Here is a 15,290-nt window from a genome sequence, read left to right as displayed (position 1 = left end):
CTCCCACGTCCCACCCAAAAGTCCGCACCCCTTCGCCCCCCGTCCCCGCCTCACCCTGGTGCGGTCGTCGTGCCACGGTGCCGCTGACTCCCTGACTTCATTGCATCGTGCATGCCGAGCCTCGGTACACGCACTCGCGCCGCATCTCCCGGCGCCATCCCCTCCACCTCGCCCGGACACCTCGGGGCTCCCTCGGACCGAGGCCTGGCTTGTGCCTCGACAGGTCCAGGTGGTGGGTCGCTCCTTCCGACCACCTGGACTCCTCGGAGGCAGGGGCAACGGCGCGGCGGTTCTCGTCCGCGCCGCCGCGCCCGGACTTCGCTTCGGAATCAGGCAGTGATGAAGCGCGGGGGCGGGCGCACCACGCTGAGCTGCTCCATCTCCTTCACCATCTTCTGGAAGTCGGAGTTCGCGATGCCCGTCTCGCCCTTGGCCAGCGACTGGGTGGCGTACTTCTCGTAGGTGTCCACCACCTTGCGCGCGTCCGGGCTGAGGCGGTCGTAGTTCTGGCGCGCCCACTTCTGGAGGTCCGCGTACTCCAGCCCGGCGGCCTGGCCGTCGAGGTCACCGGCGCCCTTGCTGATGGCGTTGGTCAGGTCCCTGGCGGAGATCTTCCCGTTCTTCCCATCCAGCGTCTCCAGCGCGGTGCGCATGGACGCGTCGTGGAAGGTCTTGTGCTGCGAGGCGTCCTTCACCATCGCGTCGAAGCCCGGCTTGTCCAGGCCCTTGGGGCCCGCCGTCTTCGAGTGCTTCTCGTACGTCTCCATCACCTTCTGCGCCTCGGGCGTCAGCCGGTCCTTGTTCTTCGCCGCCCACTTCTGGAACTCGGCCAGCTCCTTGGTGGAGTTGCCGTCCGCGTCGCCCGCGCCCTGCTTGATGGCGCCGAGCAGGTCCTCACCGGAGATGGGCCCGTTCTCCTTGTCCAGCTTCGCCAGCGAGTCGCGAGCGCTCACGTCGCCCACGCTCTTGAAGTCCTTCATCATCTTGGACCACTCGGTGGAGCTCAGGTCCTTGTCGCCCGTGGCCATCGCCTTGGTCGCGTGCTTCTCGAACTTGCCCATCACTTCCTTGGCCTCGGGCGACAGCTTGTCGCCGTTCTTCTTGGCCCAGTCCTGGAAGGCCTTCAGCTCGTCCGCGGTGTTGTTGTCCGCGTCCTTCGTGCCGCTGCGGATGGCCTTCGCCATGTCATCGCCGGAGATGGGCTTGGGCAGCTTGTCCAGGCCCGCGAGCGCCTTCTCCGCGCCCTTGTCGCCCACGCCCTTCATGTCATTGATCATCTTCCGCCAGTCGCCGTCCTGGTGGCCGTTGGCCTTCCTTTCCGCGGCGAACTTGGAGAAGCGGTCCATCACCTGCTTCGCCTCGGGCGTGAGGCGGTCCTGGTTCTTCTCCGCCCACTCCGCGAACGCGCGGTACTCGCCCTTCGCCGCCTGGCCGTCGTGGTCACCCGTGCCGCGCTGAATGGCCTTGGTGAGCTGGTCCGCGGTGATGGGGCCCTTCGTCTGGTCCAGCTTGTTCGTCTCGCTCAGCGCGCCCAGGTCCAGCGGGCTCCACTCGTTCGGCAGCGGCTTGGACGGGAAGCACCCACCCTTGTCGAAGCTGTCGCCACCCGGACGGCCCGCCTGCTGGTGCGGCGCGTGGTGCTTCATCATGTGGCGCAGGTCCTTCAGCAGCTGGTGCTCCTTGACCAGCGCGCGCTCCAGCTTGCCCTCCAGCTTCTCGAGCTTCGACTCGGTGCGAGCCAGGGTCTTCTGAGCGGAGTTGAAGGAGGTGGCGACGGACATTTGGTTTCTCCGAAGTAAGTCGTTGTGAGCACCCCTATTGCTCGCGGCGTGCCACACATCTCCTCCGGTTACCCACCTTCACTTCCGGCCTGTATTCAAGGGGTTAGGCGGCACCAGCCCCTCCACGAGGGGTGGTGACAACTGTCACCACCGATGACAGTCGTCACCAGGGGGAAGGCCCCCCAGGTGGTGACCAGAGTCACCGGATCCCCCGAAGTGGTGACTGGAGTTACCGGATCCGCTTGCTCGCGGCTCGACGCGGCGCGCGCGCCGGCGAGGCCAGGGCCTTGCGCACGCGCTGCTTGCCCTGAGGCCGCTCGGCCACGAGCTCGAACCCCTGTTTTTCAAAGAACGGCACCGTGCCCGTGTACGCGGACGCATTGGATGTACGCGCGGACCCCTTGGGAGGTTTCACGGGATATCCCTCCACGGTGCGCGCGCCCCGCTGACGCATCACGTCCAGCGCGGCCTTCAGCAGCACCGTGGCGACGCCCTGGCCCCGGAAGTCCTTGTGGATGAAGAAGCAGGGCACCGACCAGACGTCGTCCGCGTCGTCACACCGGAGGCTCGGTGCGCGGTCCAGGCGCGGGAAGCTCCGGCGCGGCCCCAGCGTGAGCCAGCCCACGGGGTGTCCGTCCACGAAGGCCAGCAGGCCCTGCGCCTTGCCCTCGTCCACCAGTGCCTTCATCCGCTGCTTCGCGGGCGCGCCCTTCACGTCCGCGAAGCGCTCGCCTTCTTCCAGCCGCCAGAACATGCACCAGCAGCCCGCGCACGCGCCGTTCTTCCCGAACAGCGTCTCGAGCGCCGGCCACAGCTTCGGCGTCAGCTCCTGAATCTCGATGTCGAGGGACATGCGCGAGAAGGTAGTGGGCGCGAAGGCTCGCGGCACCCCTTCGTTACAGGCCGCCTCTCAGCTCTGTGTCGCTCCACAGAGCGCCCTCACGCTCGCGCAGCAGGAACGTGAGCCGGCCCTGATGGAAGCCTCGCACCGGGGCCTCGGGGTCGGGGAAGCCCGCCGGCAGGCGCCAGTCCGGAGGCAGCGTGCCGCTCAGGGGGATGGACCGCTCGCGACGCAGCTCGCCCACCTCCAGGTCCGTGAGGGGACGCACCCGCGCCCAGGGCAGCAGGGCCCGGCCCTGTGAGCCCACGCGCGTCCCCGGCGCCGGGTCCGTCCACGGCCCTATCGCCGTGCGCCGCAGCGTGGACAGGTGCGCGCCACAGCCGAGCGCACGCCCCACGTCCCTCGCGAGCGAGCGGACGTAGTAGCCCCCTCGACAGGTCAGCGTCAGGCGACTGGTGCGCGGCAGCTCGTGCGAGAGCCACCGGGCCGAGTGCAGGTACACGCGAGAGGGCGGCAGCTCCACCACCTCGCCCCGGTGGGCCTTGCGATACGCGGGCTCGCCTCCCACCTTCTTCGCGCTCGTGGCCGGTGGCACCTGCTCGTGCCAGCCCACGAAGGGCGCGAGCGCGGCATCGAGCAACCCGGGCGTCAGGCGAGACACGTCCCCCTGGAGCACGGGCTTGCCGTGCAGGTCTCCCGTGTCCGTCTCCGTGCCCCAGACCACGTCCGCTTCGTACGTCTTGGGCACCGCGTGCAGCAGCTCGAACAGTCGCGTCGTCTGCCCCACCAGCACCAGGAGCAGCCCTTCCGCGAACGGGTCCAACGTCCCACCGTGGCATATCGGCAGGCGCTTGCCCGGCACGGCCCGCGCCTCCTCCAGGAAGGACTGCACCACCGAGAAGCTCGTGGGCCCCACCGGTTTGTGCACACTGTAGAGGCCCGGCGTCATGCGTGCTCCCGATGGAGAACACGCGTCATGGACTCCGCGACGTGCTCAACCACCCCGGTCCTCTTCTTCCTCGTCCTCTTCCTCGACGAAGTCGGAGGAATCGCCATCCAGGGCTCCCTCCACCTGCGTGGCTCCGTCCCGCTTCACCAGATACACAGGCGAACAGCGTGAGGCCTGCGCCACCGTGCGCGCCAGGGGCTCCGCGTGCGTCGTCACCCAGACCTGGCTGTCCCTCGCCGCCCTCAGCACGAGCCGCCCCAGAGGCTCCAACAGGTCCGGATGCAGGCTCGTCTCCGGCTCGTTCAACGCGAGGAACGGCGGAGGGCGCGGACTCAAGAGCGCCGCCAGCAAGCAGAGGTAGCGCAACGTTCCATCGGACAGCTCGGACGCGGCCATGGGCCGGCTCAACCCCGGCATGTGCAGGAACAGACTGAAGCGTCCCTCACTGGAGCGAACCTCCAGCCGAGCTCCCGGGAACGCATCGTCGATGCCCTGCTCCAGACCGCGCGTGTCCCCAATCCGGAGGATGGTCAGCAGCGCCGCCGCCAGGTCCGCGCCGTCATGCGCCAGCACCGGCGTCCTCACGCCCACGCGCGGATGCCGCATGGCCGCGTCCGGGTCCGTGCGGAAGTGGTGATAGAAGCGCCACGCGGAGAACGTGCGCTGCACCTCCGACAAGCGCGGGAAACGGTGTGGCTCGCCCAACTGGTCCAGCACCGACTCCGAGTTCCAGAGCTGCGTGGGAAACGTCACCCGCTTCCCGTCGGCGTCCCGCATGAAGGCCGTGCGGTCCTTGCGCTCCATCAGCACCACCTTGCGCCCCCCGGACCAGGCCCACAGGTGCTCCGACTTCACCTCCGGGTCCAGCTTGAAGGGGTCCGTGGAGCGCGGGAGGTTGGGGACGATGCCGCAGCTCAGCTCGTACGCCAGCTCGCCCATCTCCACCTGCACCGTCAGCCGCACCGGCTGCTTCGCGCCCCGCGAACCCGCCCACAACACGCTCGGCGTGCCGCCCTCTTCCGCCAGGGTGCGCGCGAGCCTCCCCTCCGACGCCGCCACCAACAGGTACAGCGCGCGGTACAGGTTCGTCTTGCCACTGCCGTTGGCTCCGACAATGACATTCACCGGGCCCAGCTCCAGGGAGAGCTGACGCACCGAGCGGTATCCGGAAATCCGCAAGCGCTGGATGGGCATCGAGCACCCCACCCTAGCTCGCCCACCTCCCACCGCAACGGTGCTCTGGAGGTCCGTCACACTCGCGACGGACCGGGCACTCCACCCGAGGGAGCACGCCATGTGGACAGGTGCCCCTCGGGTCCTTCAGCCGGCGCGACGACTACCGACGACGCAGCAGCTTCTCGTAGCTCCGGCTCAGCTTGCCCGCGGTGACAGCGGGCACGTGCACCGGCGCATCCGCCCACTCGGCCAGCCGCTCGAAGTAGAAGGTGCGCTGCGGCTCGGGCAGCGCGGTCAGCGTCCCGTAGAAGCCGATGCCCGCCGGGTCCACGATGCGGTACGAGTCATTCCTGGAGCTCACGCCGAAGGCCGAGGCACTCCACGGGCTCAGCGCGCCGTCGACGATGAGCACGCGCCGGGCATGCAGCCGCGTCCACAGCTCCAGCTTGAGCAGCGGCACCGGGTTGTAGACCTTCACCACGCCCGCGGGCGGCAGCGCCGTGGGCACCTGCCCGCCCGGGTAGCGCAGCAGCGGACGCAGCTCCAACTCCGGGAACAGCGGCGCGCCCAGCTCCGTGGCGCACTGGTAGCTCTCCGGCTCAATCGCGCTGTACAGCGACTGGTCTGAGAAGGTGTACGCGGGGCCCGCCACCAGGTCCACGAAGGCGAACAGCTCCTCGGCCGACACCGTGGGCTCCGGAATCGTGTCGCAGTCGTACGGCGCCAGCCCCATGTACTCCCAGAAGTTGAACGGCAGCCGCACCACGCTGAACTCAAACGCCTTGTCCACGCCCAGCGTCTCGAAGGTGAAGCCCCACTCCACCTGCGCCGCCAGCAGCGGCGTCAGCTCCTCGCGCCGCTCCAGCGCCGCCCGCTGCACCGCCTTCAACCTGTCGCGGCACGTCGCGTCGCCCACGGTGGCCAGGAAGTGCGGCGTGCGGACATCCTGCAACCCCAGGCTGTGCCGCTCCGCGTAGGGAATCGTTGCCTCCACGTCGTTCGGATAGAAGTAGCGGTGCAGGAGGGCCGCCGTGCCGCCCCGGAACACCCCCGTGGACAGCCAGCGCGCGCCGTAAATCGTCTTGAAGACCTCCACCACGCGGTGCGCGTCCGCCGCGGACTGCCAGACGTCCAGGAGCTTCCAGTCACGCGAGGCCGGCGTCGAGGTGCCGTAGAAGCGGTGCTCCACCGTCACCTGGTTGCCCTTCAAGAGGTCCACCGGCTCCGCGGCGATGGGCTCCGCGAAGATTTCCGCGCCCTCCGTGTCGATGACCATCGGCGCCGTCACCGAGCGGTGGAACAGCGTCATGCGCTGAAGGAACTTCTCACCCTCCGGATGGCGGTGGTCCGCGGGTTGCTCGAAGTCGAGCGTGAAGAAGCGAAAGTCATCAATCTGCTCGTCCCCCAGAATCGTGACGCCCGGGAGCGCCTCCAGCCGCGCGCGGATGTCGTCGTCGATGGCTCGCGCCTCCGACAGCGTCTCTCCCGAAGGCGCGCCCTCGCGTCCCGCCTCCGACGTGTCGCCACAGGCCGCCAGCAGCGATACCGCCAGCGCCCCCACCACGCCTCGAAACCGATACGTCACTCCCCACATGTCCCGCTCCTCTCGATGAACAACGTCACTCGGGTTCAGTCAGGAACCAGCCCGGACATTCTCACAATTCGAGAATTATAGGCTACCCATGAAAATACACTCCGGGTGTGGAGCACCGAAGGACCTCGGGAGAGGTCCTCCGGCGGGACGGCGTGGCTACGGGGTGGGTGGCGTCTCCGGACGGCCCAGGATGAGGCCGCACGAGGGGGGCACGGCGAAGCCATTCCTGGCGGAGTCGACGGCATTCGTCGCGTTGGAGCCCAGGCCGATGGCGGCGAACGCGTTCCACATCCGGCAGACGTCTTCCCCACCATGCAGGGTGGTGGCGGCGCTGATGATGCCGTCGCGTGTCTGGAGGAAGGTGGGGTTGCAGGCGGTGCGCTTCAGGCCCTCGGTGAAGTACAGCAGCATGCGCTGGTTCCCCGCGTTGCCCGTGGCGTCGTAGAGGTCCGTGCTGAAGCCCCACTGCGTCACCAGCGCCCAGTACACCTCCCACAGCGCCTGGGCGAACACGGAGCCCACGCCGTGCGGGACGGTCATCGTGTTGATGCTCTCGAAGGTCCAGGTGTTGACGAGCGCGGACGTGCTGTAGCGCTGGGTGCGAAGGCCCGGGCCGGTGATGGCCTGGTTCAGCACGTACGTCCCGATGCCACGTCCCTGCGGGCCGGTGTCCGACGCGCGCGCGGTGTAGACGAGCGCCAGGAAGTCGCTGAGGCCCTCGCCCGGCTGCTGCCGGTTGGTCAGGCACGACACGTTGCTGGGGCCGCCGACGAGGCGGTTGGAGATGCCGTGGCCGTACTCGTGGACGATGACGCCGCTGTCCAGGTCGCCATCCTTGTCCGGCGTGGGCGCCGTCCAGAGGTACATCTGCATGCGCGGGCGGAAGCCATCCGGAGGCGTGAGGAAGTTGGCGTTGTCGACGCCACCACTGTCCTGCGCCTCGGCGCGCACGTCGTCATTGCCGAGCCCGCCTCGGGCGTAGTTGTTGACCTGGAAGTTGCCGGCCAGCTCGTCGAAGCCGTACTGGTACTGCACGTCGTGGACGAGGTTGTTCCAGTAGAAGAGGTTGGCGACCGCGGCGGCGAAGGACGTGCTCGGCGCGCCCGTCAGGTTGATGGCGAAGTCGCACGCCAGCCCGGCGCCGCAGTTCGGGTCGCTCGCGGGCGGCTGACCATTGTTGTCCCGGTCCTCGTAGGCGTGGACGTTGTTGCCGCGGGGGGCGAGGAACTCGGCGCCCGTGACTCCGTTGGTGTCATGCCAGCCGAAGGGCGAGGCCAGCGAGTGGGCGGGGTTGGTGACGAGCGTGCGCCCATCCGCGGGAGGAACCGGCGTGACGTGGTGCGGGCTCTCGGCGGGCCTCGGGTACACGCGGTACGAATCCCCCGCCACCCAGTCGAAGCGCGTCCAGACCTCGCCCGTGCCCGCGTCCACCGTCAAGTCAAAGGCGTGCCGGGCATCCAGCGTGTGGACCTGGAAGCGCCAGACCAGACGCGACTCTCCACGACGCAGCGGCAGCACCGCCAGCGACGCGTCGATGGGCTCGCTCGACAGCCCCCGCGCCTCCACGCGAGTGCGCCGCGTGGGACCGGGCTCGGCCTTCAGCTCGCGGGGCGCCGCGAATCCCTGGAGGCCCAGGTGCCGCGCCGCGCTCGCCACCGCGTCGGCCGCGCCAATCCGAGGCTCCACGCTGGAGAGCGTGGACTCCAGCGCGGGCTGGAAGTCGCTGTGCACCGCGAGCACGCGCCCTTCCCGGTCCACGTTGACCTGGAGCTGCGCGTTGTAGACGGGCAGGTCCCGGTATCGCTGTCGCAGATACAAATGCGTGGCACCACTGAGGCGTGAGTAGACGCGGTCGGTCACCTCCAGGTTGGCCAGGTCGGACAGCTCCAGGCCCAGGGCCTCGCGATGTCGTTGGACGAAGTCCAGGCCCACCGCCAGCGCGTCTCCGCTCGCGGGACCCGAGAGCGCGCCCACCAGGTTGATGAGCGAGCGCACCCGCCCGTTGGACGCATCCACCTCCACGCGCAGCTCCGGCACGGACTGGCGCAGCGCCGCTTCCGCCGCCTGCTGCGTCGGCGCGAAGGTGAAGCGCGTCCGGGCGTTGTAGGAGAGGCGCGCGTCGTGGTGCCGCTCTCCCTGGGGCTCCGGCACCACGGCCAGGGCGAGGGGGGACAGCAGCGCCCCCGTGAGAGCTACCGCGTGGAAGAGGCAGCGTCGGGCGTGTCTTGGGGACATGTCGTGCTCCTGCGTCACGGACCACCCCGGGATGGGGCGTCACGCGGAACAAGGACACGGCCCGTCGACCTGACTCAACAGGGGGACCGGGCGAGACCATCGACTTCCGAGCGCGCGCTACGGCTCAATCGCCGCTGAGGTCGCTCCATTGGTCATCACGCGTCTCGGGTTTGCCCTTGGGGCGGAGGTGCGCGAAGGACAGTGTCATCTCCACGGCGAACTCGCGCTTCTCCGGCGGCTTGCCCAGGTAGATGTACTTGGTGCGGTTCGTGATGCAGGCATCCAACATCTTCACCGAGGTGATGGGGGTCACCTTCCCCTTGACGCCCTCCCCGTTTGCGTCGAACCGCGCCCGCAGCCGGAAAATCCGGGGGATGCCGCCGTCGCGGAGGATGGCCTCCCTGCCGCAGTAGTCGTAGTCGCGCAGGTGCTTGCTCAGCATGACCGCGCCCCACGCCTCATTCGTCTTGGGCAGCGGCGGGCGCTTGATGGGCTTCTCCACCATGGGCGGCAGCGGGGGCTGCGTCACGATGGGCGGGGGCTCCGGAGGCCGCGGAATGGGGGGCGGGGTGATAGTGGGAGGCGGCGGCCTGGGCCGCTCCGTCACGCGCGCGGGAATGGGCTCCGTCGCATACACCAGGAACGCCACGCCCACCCCGCCGAGCAACATGAAGACCGAGAAGATGCCCGCCACGACCATCGCGGCGTGATTCCGTTTGGCCGCCTCCTGCTGCGCGGAGGGGACTTCCTTCCACCCTGGCTGAAGGGGAATGCCGGTGGGTTTGGTCCTCTCCGCGCCGCAATGGGTGCAGAGAGGCTCGCGCTCCACCGCCTTGAGGAAGGGGGCGCCACAGTTCAGACATTTCGGACGGGGTCTGGCCACGGTCCGGAGTCTAGTCGCTCCGCCGACACCTGGGGCGACGACATGCGCTCAAGTGGGCAAAAGTAGGCGTCACCGGGGCGCGCCCAGGGTCCGGAGGAAGAACAGGCCCACGTCGTCCTGGTAGTAGCGACCCGCGGCCCCCTGCGGGGAGTGCGGCTCGCCGGGCATGATGAGCAGCTCGAAGTGCTTGCCCGCCCGGATGAGCGCGTCCGCCATCCGCATCGTCACGGAGAGCGTGGCGTTCACATCGCTGGTGCCGTGCATCAGCCGCAGGTGGCCCTTCAGCTTGCCCGCGAGCGGGAGGTTGTCACCCACCGCGTAGCCCTGGGGATTGGCGCTCGGCAGGTTGAGGTAGGGCTCGTTGATGATGGCCTCTTCCGTCAGCGCCCCCGGTGCCGCGGCATACCCCGCCTTGAAGAAGTCCGGTGCCGTCAGCATGCCGCGCAGCGCGAAGTAGCCGCCCCAGGAGTGGCCATAGAGGCCCACCCGCTCCAGGTCCATCCACGGACGCGTGGACGCGGCCTGCTTCAAGCCCGTCACGTAGTCGGGAATCTCCGTCTGGCCCACGCGGCCATAGTTCGCGTCCTGGAAGGCCTTGCTCCGCCCAGGTCCTCCGCGAGGGTCCACCAGCACCGTGACGAAGCCGAGCTGCGCCAGGCCGCTGGCGGTCAACGACATCGAGTTTCCGATGTAGCTCCATGGCAAAAGATTGAAGAACGGGCCGCCGTAGATATAGGCGAGCACCGGGTAGCGCTTCGCGGGGTCGAAGTCGCGCGGCTTGTAGAGCACGCCGTGCAGGGGCGTGACGCCGTCGGCGGCCTTGACGATGAACGGCTCCGGGCGCACGTCACCGAGGGCCTCGATTTCACTCGCGTCCGCCGTGGTGAGGCGCACGCGCTTGCCGCCCTCCATGGATACCAGCTCCCGCAGCCGGGGCTGCGCGCGGGAGGACCACGCGTCCACGTAGTGCTGGCCCGAGGGCGACAGCGTGATTCGGTGCATCCCCGAGCCCGAGGACAGCCGCTTCAATGCGCCGCCCTTCAGGCTGCCCCGGTAGAAGAGCTGCTCGTACGGCGCGCCGCTTTCGGCCGAGGCCAGCACGTAGAGGGTATCCCCCTGTGGCGCCACGCCCACCACTTCGTGCACGGGAAAGGCGCCGCGCGTGAGCTGCCGCAGGAGCTTCCCCGCGCGGTCATACGCATACACATGTCGCCAGCCATCGCGCTCCGACATCCAGAGGTAGCCACGTCCTCCCGGCAGCGCCGTCACCTGCTTCGCCCAGCCGCCCACCGCGAAGTCCAGGCCGGCGACGAAGGTCTCCGGACGCTCCTCGCGCAGCACGTGCCGACGCTGTCCCGTCCCCGGTGTCACCGCGGTGAGGTCCAGGCGCTTCGCGTCACGAGAGAGGTGGAGGCACAGCGCCTCCGTGCCCTCGGGGTTCCAGCCCGCGAAAAAGTCATACGTCTCGCCCTCCACGGGAGGAATGCGCGTCACGCGGCCCGTGGCCACCTCCACGACGTGCAGCTCCGAGCGCGGCAGCGGCGTCCCCGTCTTCGCGTACGGCACCGTCGTCACCTTCTCCAGCGCGTCCGAGTAGTCCACCACGGGCACCTGATGCACGGCGCGCAGGTCGTCGCGCCACACCACCAGGAAGCGTCCATCCGGCGACCAGGGGCGCTCCGGAATCCGCCAGTCCAGGCGCTCCTCTCCCGCGCGCTCCACCACGGTGGCACCGTCCGCGCCCAGCACCGCGAAGCCGCCCTTGCGCTGCACCGCGAGCGCTCCTCCGCGCGGCGCGAGGAAGTGGTCCGGAGACAGCGTCAGCGCGGCCCGGTCCTCCGGCGACAGCAACGTGACGCGGCCTCCCGTCAGCCCCAGGCCGAAGGTCTTCCCCTCCAGCCGGAAGACAATGCCCTGCTCATCTGGAGCGAGCGCGACGTCGAAGAAGCGAGGCGCCGTGACGGGCTTGCCCAGCAACGCCGAGAGCTGCTCGCGCAGTTGCTCACCCGACAGGAGCGGCTTCAGCTCCCCCGTCTTCGCGTGCGCCAGCACCCACGTCCCGCCGTCCTTCCCCTCGCGGGACCAGAAGACCAGGCGGTCTTGGTCTCGCATCCACCTGGGCGGGACGAGGCTGTCGCGCAGGAGTTCCACCCGACGGTTGAACTGGTTCGCCAGGTCCAGCTTCGCCTGGACCTTCGCATCCGGCGTGGACCCGGAAGCGACGGCGGAAGGTGACTCACCGTCGAGCGCCAGGACGGGAGCCCCCGTCAACGCCGTGAGCAGCAGACCCAGGGGAACGCAGGGGAATCGCATGCACCGATGGTAGGAAACGGCATTCTTCACCACCAATATATCTTTCGAGGCGCATTGAGACGGTTAACGTCTCGATATGGAATTCCGTCAGCTCCAGCTCTTCGTCGCGGTGGCGGAGGAGCTGCACTTCGGACGCGCCGCCGCGCGCATCGGCATGGCCCAGCCGCCGTTCAGTCAGCAGATTCGCCGGCTGGAGACCGAGCTGGGAGTCGAGCTGCTCACGCGCACCAGCCGCCGCGTGGCCCTCACCGCCGCTGGGGCTCGACTGCTGGAGGAGGCGCGAGCGCTGCTGACCCGACGGGGGGATGTCATCCACTCCGTGCAGCAGGCGGCAAGCGGAGAGACGGGCACGCTGCGCGTCGGCTTCGCCGCGTCGTCGGCCTTCGGCGTCCTGCCGGACATCGTGCTGCGCTTCCGCACGCGCTTCCCGAAAGTGAAGTTGGAGCTGGATGACAGCGCGACCCTGAACGTCGGCGCCGCGCTCACCTCCGGGGAGCTGGACATCGCCATCATCCGGGCGCCCTTCCGTCACGAGGGGCTCACCGTCGAGCGCCTGCTCCGGGAGCGCTTCGTGCTCGCGCTGCCGGCACGGCACCCTCGCGCCCGTCAGCAAGTCATCGCGCTGTCCTCGCTGGCGAGCGAACCCTTCGTGCTGTTCCCCCGCCACTCCGCGCCCGGCATGCATGACCTGGTGACGAGCATGTGCCTGGCCGCGGGCTTCTCTCCGAACATCCTCCAGGAAGCCAGCTCGTGGCCCTCCGTCGTCGGCATGGTGGAGGCGGGGCTGGGACTGACCATCGCTCCCGCGTCCTCCCAGGCCCTGTGCCCCAAGGGCGTCGTGTTCCGCCCCCTGAGCGGCGCTCCCGGCCACGCGGAGCTGGTGGTGGCCTTCCCCGGGCCTCGGCCCTCACCCGCCGCTCAGCACTTCCGCGTCCTCGCGCATGAAGCGGTGTCCCGCTCGGGGAGGGGCGCCTCGGACTGAAGCGGGGTTTGGGCCCTGCGGCCGTGACTCCCCGCTCAGGACGGTGTGGGCTTCTTGCTCCGTCGCGCCTTCGTGCTCGCGGGTGGCTCCGAGTCGTTCGCCGCCACCTGCGGCCCCAGGTTGAACCAGAAGGGACAGAGCAACGGTGGCGCTCCTCCTGCTTCCGGCGGTGTCGACACCTCGCGCGGCCCTCGCCAGAGCGGACGCACCTCGCCACCCCGTCTGCTTCGTCTCGCTCGCGTCGCCATCAGCGGCACCGTCCACTGCACCGCCACCACGAATCCCCCATCCCGTTGAAGCGTGGGCACGACAATGCGCCTCGGGGAGCGGGCCTGAAGCGGCTCGCTCCCGACGATTCCCTCATCGGCGTCGGCATGCGCACGAACTACCGAGATGACAGTTTCCTGTCAATTCAAACGGGCAACAAAATACAGAACACCCGTTCAGCGCACTCCTGCCTCCATTCGCCTCCTCCATGCGGCAGGTGTCACACCATGCACGCGGCGAAAGAGGCGGATGAAGTGTGTGACGTCCGCATAGCCCACACGGTCCGCGACGATGTCCACCCGCTCGTCCGTGTGACGCAGGCGGCTGCGCGCCTCGGCCATCCTGCACTCGAGAATCCACTCCCCCACCGAGCGCCCCGTCTCCTGCCGCACCACGGCGGCGACGTGCGGCGCCGAGCGCCCCAGCTCCCGCGCCACCTTCGCGAGCGACAGCGGCTCCAGGCAGTGGGTCTCGATGTACGTCAGGGCCCGGCGACTCAGGCCCATCGAGGAGGACTCCGGCACGACGTCGGGGAACGCCATCCGCTCCAGCTCCACCAGCACCAGCCGGAGCAGCGAGAGGCTGGCCTCGTCACTGCCCCGCTCCTGTCGCGTCTGCTCTTCTTCCATCAGCCGCATCCACCGCAACAGGCGCCGACGCTGCACGGGCGTGGGCCGCAGCACCGGGTGACAGCCGCCGCGCACGCGCAGCAGCGGCCCCAGCCGTGACGCGCGCTCCTCCGCGTCCGAGGACAGCGCCTCCGGATAGAAGCCGAGCCCCATGCACTCCGCATCCGAGTGCTCGCGGCCATGCGCGTCTCCGGGCGGAATGAGGTGCACGTCCCCAGCGCGCAGCACCAGGTCGCCCGCGTGCCGCACCTTCGTCTCCCCGCGCAGCACCAGCATCACCACGGCGTACGAGTGCACCGTGGAGTGGGCCCGCGAGTGCTGCGCGGTCAGGGGCCGCTGCGGGCCTACCCAGGTGAGACGCCGCTTCTCCTCGAAGTCCCGTTGGATTGCGGGCCACGCGTGGCTGTGTCCTTCGATGGATGCGGGGGCCATGGGGCCTTCGTAGCGCGGGGCTCGACCCGGCGTCACTTCGCGTGGCCCGCGCCCAGCGCCTCCATGTTGAGCTGGTGGTTCATCACGTAGGCGGACTGCGCACCGGCCGCCGCCGCTATCAGCGCGCCCTGCAAGCGCGTGGTGAGGTCTCCCGCCGCGGAGATGCCGGGCACGGAGGTCTGCTGCATCGGGTCCACCTTCACGAAGCCCATTTCGTCCAGCGCGAGCCCCAGCCCCTCCACCAGCGCCACATGCCGCTGCGGCGGTCGGGTGAAGATGTACTCCTGCCGCACGCGCGTCCCGTCCTCCAGCTCCACCGCCTCCAGCGCGTTCCCATCCGCGGACGCGATGAGGCGCCGCACCGGGCCCTCCACCAGTCGCACCTCGGCCCGCTGAAGCTGCGCGCGCCGCTCGGCCGACACCTGGAAGCCACCCAGGGTGTACAGCGTGACGTCCGCCGACCAGCCCTTCAGGAAGAAGGCGAAGTCCAGGTACAGCTCCGCCTCGGGGCCCGCGAACACGCCCCAGGCCTTGTCCTGGATTTCCCAGCCGTGGCAGTAGGGACACTGGAAGACGGCCTTGCCCCACAGCTCGCGGTAGCCCGGCAGGTCCGGCAGCACGTCCACCATGCCCGTGGCCAGCAGCACGCGGCGGGACTCCACGACGACTCCGCCCTCCAGCGTCACGCGGAAGCGCGCGTCACCCAGGCGCTCGATGCCGCTCACCCGCACGTCGCGAATGTCGACCTCGTAGGGACGCAACTGCTCCCGGCCGATGGCGCGGAACTCCCGGGGGGGCGTGCCGTCGCGGGTGACGAAGCCCTGGATGTGCTCGGCCGCCGCGTTGCGGGGCGAACCCGCGTCGCACAGCAGTACCTTCTTGCGGCCACGGCCCAGCACCAGCGCGGCGCTCAGGCCCGCGGGGCCGCCGCCCACAATCACCACGTCCTTCGCGAGAATGTCGTTCATGGTGAAGAACTAAACGCCGGCGATTCCTCGCGGGAGAGCGGGGCTTCGGGCGGAATCGGCGCATCGGCGGGTGGGGGCAGCGGACCCGGGCGAGCAGGCGGACGCTCGACGAGGACGACCGGCCAGGTATGGCGCCCTTTGAGCAGGTGGGAACAGTCGGCACATGCCACGGGACGTGCGCCGTTGACCAAAAGTGCGAAGGGTCGGCTTCCCGAAGGGGAAGCAGCGTTCCTACACTGC

At 69.3% G+C, this 15,290-nt stretch carries 12 protein-coding genes; 1 reads left to right on the top strand and 11 read right to left on the bottom strand.

The window, feature by feature from the left end:
- Positions 1-329 precede the first annotated feature (329 nt).
- The 8 genes from HUA75_RS44850 to HUA75_RS44815 all read right to left on the bottom strand — a co-directional run bounded on the left by HUA75_RS44850 (position 330) and on the right by HUA75_RS44815 (position 11,772).
- Positions 330-1,781: a hypothetical protein gene (locus tag HUA75_RS44850; RefSeq protein ID WP_174489956.1), complete on the bottom strand. Its 1,452-nt coding sequence runs from the start codon at positions 1,779-1,781 to the stop codon at positions 330-332.
- Between the two features lie 229 nt (positions 1,782-2,010).
- Positions 2,011-2,634 (bottom strand): GNAT family N-acetyltransferase, encoded by a 624-nt coding sequence (locus HUA75_RS44845; RefSeq protein ID WP_141648926.1) that lies wholly within the window; start codon positions 2,632-2,634, stop codon positions 2,011-2,013.
- Positions 2,635-2,677: 43 nt separating this feature from the next.
- Positions 2,678-3,571, bottom strand: a complete 894-nt coding sequence (gene truB, locus HUA75_RS44840) for a tRNA pseudouridine(55) synthase TruB (RefSeq protein ID WP_174489955.1) — start codon at positions 3,569-3,571, stop codon at positions 2,678-2,680.
- Positions 3,572-3,616: 45 nt separating this feature from the next.
- Positions 3,617-4,765, bottom strand: coding sequence for an AAA family ATPase (locus HUA75_RS44835; RefSeq protein ID WP_174489954.1), 1,149 nt, complete (start codon positions 4,763-4,765; stop codon positions 3,617-3,619).
- A gap of 142 nt (positions 4,766-4,907) precedes the next feature.
- The gene (locus tag HUA75_RS44830; RefSeq protein WP_174489953.1) at positions 4,908-6,341 is read right to left on the bottom strand and encodes a S28 family serine protease; all 1,434 of its coding nucleotides are present in this window, start codon (positions 6,339-6,341) and stop codon (positions 4,908-4,910) included.
- Positions 6,342-6,497: 156 nt separating this feature from the next.
- Entirely contained in the window at positions 6,498-8,576 is a 2,079-nt protein-coding gene (locus HUA75_RS44825) for a M36 family metallopeptidase (protein WP_174489952.1), read from the bottom strand.
- Between the two features lie 124 nt (positions 8,577-8,700).
- Positions 8,701-9,459, bottom strand: a complete 759-nt coding sequence (locus tag HUA75_RS44820; RefSeq protein WP_174489951.1) for a hypothetical protein — start codon at positions 9,457-9,459, stop codon at positions 8,701-8,703.
- Positions 9,460-9,528: 69 nt separating this feature from the next.
- Entirely contained in the window at positions 9,529-11,772 is a 2,244-nt protein-coding gene (locus tag HUA75_RS44815) for a DPP IV N-terminal domain-containing protein (protein WP_174489950.1), read from the bottom strand.
- A 76-nt stretch (positions 11,773-11,848) separates the two neighbouring features.
- Here HUA75_RS44815 and HUA75_RS44810 point away from each other — a divergent pair, with 76 nt between their 5' ends.
- Positions 11,849-12,754 (top strand): LysR family transcriptional regulator, encoded by a 906-nt coding sequence (locus tag HUA75_RS44810; protein WP_174489949.1) that lies wholly within the window; start codon positions 11,849-11,851, stop codon positions 12,752-12,754.
- Positions 12,755-12,789: 35 nt separating this feature from the next.
- On the opposite strand, the gene HUA75_RS44805 is transcribed toward HUA75_RS44810, so the two are convergent.
- From HUA75_RS44805 to HUA75_RS44795, 3 genes are all read right to left on the bottom strand, one after another.
- Positions 12,790-13,062, bottom strand: coding sequence for a hypothetical protein (locus HUA75_RS44805; RefSeq protein ID WP_141647901.1), 273 nt, complete (start codon positions 13,060-13,062; stop codon positions 12,790-12,792).
- A gap of 135 nt (positions 13,063-13,197) precedes the next feature.
- Entirely contained in the window at positions 13,198-14,082 is an 885-nt protein-coding gene (locus tag HUA75_RS44800; RefSeq protein ID WP_174489948.1) for an AraC family transcriptional regulator, read from the bottom strand.
- Between the two features lie 32 nt (positions 14,083-14,114).
- On the bottom strand, positions 14,115-15,050 hold the full coding sequence (locus tag HUA75_RS44795; protein ID WP_174489947.1) for an NAD(P)/FAD-dependent oxidoreductase: 936 nt from the start codon (positions 15,048-15,050) through the stop codon (positions 14,115-14,117).
- Positions 15,051-15,290: the final 240 nt, after the last annotated feature.

It is taken from the genome of Myxococcus sp. CA040A, assembly GCF_013336725.1.
In the GTDB taxonomy this organism is placed as follows: Bacteria; Myxococcota; Myxococcia; order Myxococcales; family Myxococcaceae; genus Myxococcus; species Myxococcus llanfairpwllgwyngyllgogerychwyrndrobwllllantysiliogogogochensis.
Note: the sequence above shows the minus strand (reverse complement) of the source record. Positions and strands in the feature narration are given on the sequence as shown.